At 41.3% G+C, this 2,628-nt stretch carries 4 protein-coding genes; all 4 read right to left on the bottom strand.

Annotated features, from left to right (window positions below; genetic code table 11):
* On the bottom strand, nt 1-552 hold a 552-nt coding region (locus ABWO12_RS12290), incomplete at its 3' end, for a DUF7948 domain-containing protein (RefSeq protein ID WP_353089304.1).
* Between the two features lie 56 nt (nt 553-608).
* A complete protein-coding gene (locus tag ABWO12_RS12285) occupies nt 609-1,556 on the bottom strand; it encodes a FecR family protein (protein ID WP_353089303.1) in 948 nt (315 codons plus the stop codon).
* Nucleotides 1,557-1,562: 6 nt separating this feature from the next.
* Nucleotides 1,563-1,772: a hypothetical protein gene (locus ABWO12_RS12280; protein WP_353089301.1), complete on the bottom strand. Its 210-nt coding sequence runs from the start codon at nt 1,770-1,772 to the stop codon at nt 1,563-1,565.
* 102 nt (nt 1,773-1,874) lie between these two features.
* The coding region (locus ABWO12_RS12275) for a Gfo/Idh/MocA family protein (RefSeq protein ID WP_353089300.1) at nt 1,875-2,628 on the bottom strand (754 nt) is incomplete at its 5' end.

The raw sequence follows: 2,628 nt of genomic DNA, 5'->3' as shown, positions 1-2,628 counted from the left end.
CTGATCCAATTTCAGTGCGATTAGCCTTGGGTCGGCGCCGGGATGCAAGATCCAATCGAATTCTAAATTTTGGTTATTGAAATATATGGCGACATCTATGCGGGGGTAGATGTTTTCCAGTATCACTTTTGAAATCGGTTGTACGGCGGATTTCCAATTTTCTGGATCTTGGCCTAAGAAGTAATTTTCGTAAAAGGGAGCGGGATCGAGGAATTGAATTTTCGATGGCGATTGTCCTCCTGCAAATAGGATGTCGCTGATATGGTAGCGAACACTGAACTGGGTATCTTTTCCTCGGTAGTGATGGGCTTGGTGTTTGTTGCCGATGTCATCTGGGTGATCCATTCGGATACGGATGCCATTTTGGGTAATGAAAACGGCCCCTCCAGGAATTACGGCCTGTGCGATACTGGGATTTTCAACGCCGAACTGCCCGACATTGGGGGTGAAATAGAGTTGTGGAAGTGTGTTTTGCTTGGGAGAATTGACACTGAATTTTGCCCCTAGAAGTAGGGGAAAAAATACGAGCGCAATCCAAAAAGCTTTTTTCACAGTGTAACAAAGTTATTGAAAACAAAAGTTGTTTCCGCGTTGCACGGTGAGTGTACTTATTTTACTTCAAATTGCAATCCTAGGGCGATTTCAATGGTTTTAACTACAGTACTGAATTCGTCGGTATTTTTAAATACACCGGTAAACTGCAAATCAGAGGTTTGGTTAGAAGTACCTGTTGGGGTAATGATACAAGTAGGTTTAAGTATCCTGACTTGAATTTTTTTACTGTAGCGCGTTTCGATGGCATTAACCACATCGTCGATTGGGGCATTGGTAAAAATCAAGTTACCAGACTCCCATTTTACGGCATCCAAATTGACATTTGAATCAACGGCGAATATTTGAGAACGTTTGTTGGCTGCATTTGCTTGGTTCAGATTCTCGCGAACTCTCATTCCTTTTGTAAGAATGACTGACTCGAGCATGGTACTATTTGATAGTTTCTCCACTTTTACCTTTCCGTGATTTACGGTTACTTGGAGTGGTTTTCCAGCGTAAGACTGAACGTCGAACCCGGTGCCTAAAACGGTTACTTTATTGTTGTTTGACTCAATGACAAATGGGGCGTTTGGATTTTTTGCGACTTCAAAATGCGCCATCCCTTGTAGTTTGATTTCGCGCGATTTTTCTGTCACTTTGAATTCCACACTTGAATTGGCATTTAATGTAATCACACTACCATCTTTCATTGTGATTTGTTCGATTTGACCAGCATTTGTGGCAAACTGACCTGCATCCAAGGTTTTATTTAAAGTGGTAAGCCAAAATGCCCAGCTGCCAACGGCAAGAATTGCAACGGCTGCGGCTACACGCAACAAGCGCGATGTGTTTTTGTAAACTTTAAATGGGGTTGGTACTTGTTTTTCGGCCTCACGAGCGGCAGAAAACTTGTTCCAGGCGTCATCATTACTAGCCTCGAACGAATATTTATAATTTTCCGAAACCTTTAGAATCTGATCAATGTCGGATTCGGGATGGGAAGTATTGTTTGGGTTTGACATGTTGAATTAGTGATTAAGTTGTGGCATCATTGCCGATACCTGTTGTTTGATAATAGCCAATGTGGGTTTGAATTGTGGGTTTTTCTTTAACCAATCTTCAAGTTTGCGCAATTCTTCATCGTGCATTAATCCTGCAGCGTATTTGGTGAAGGTGTTGCTTTCCAGTTGTTCTTTTGTCATGATTTTACCTGTTAGGGTATGGGTATACCGAGCCATTAACACAGATTTTGTTTTTTACCCCCAAAAGAATTTGAAAAAAAAGTGAAATTAATAATGGATTGATTGTAAATTATTGAATATCAATCGAATTGAAAATAATTATTTTTTCAACAAATGGATATTTTCGATGATTTCAACCACGGCCCGACCGTCTTCTGGTGTAGTAATGCAAGGGGAATTGTAACGCATATTTCTTACTACTTCGTCAATCACAAAATGATGATTTGCCGCACTTCCTTTGTACTGTCCATAATCATTTGGCGGAGAAGATGGTGTCAAAGTAGGCATTTCGTAGTTTTTGATATCGCAGTAAACCACATCGTTCATGTATTGACCGCCAAGTTTCACGGTACCATTTTCGGCGATGATGGTAATCGAGCTTTCGAAATTTTGGTTGTGAAGGCTGGTAGAAAAACTCAAACTTCCTTTTCCGCGCTCACCGAATGAAAACAAGACTTGACCGCTATCGTCGAATTCTGTTAATGTTTGATGATTGAAATTGGAGAACTCACTGTAGTTAATGGAAAGGGGTCCAAGCAGCCAGTAGACCATATCGATAAAATGTGAGAATTGGGTAAACAGCACACCGCCGTCCAAATCTTGGGTTCCATGCCAATGTCCTTTTTTATAATAGCGATGGTCGCGATTCCAATAGCAAACGACTTGAACTTGATAAATTTCGCCGAGTATGTTATCGTTTATGATTGATTTAATCCATTGGGAGGGCGGCGAAAAGCGATTTTGCATCACACAGAAGATCCTTTTGTTTCGTTTCTGTGCCTCCTGAATCATCGCATCGCAGTCGTCTGTGGATAGGGCCATCGGTTTTTCGACTACTACATCGCAACCCATG

It is taken from the genome of Flavobacterium sp., from assembly GCF_040379285.1.
GTDB lineage: Bacteria > Bacteroidota > Bacteroidia > Flavobacteriales > Flavobacteriaceae > Flavobacterium.
This window is presented reverse-complemented; position numbering and strand designations above follow the sequence as displayed.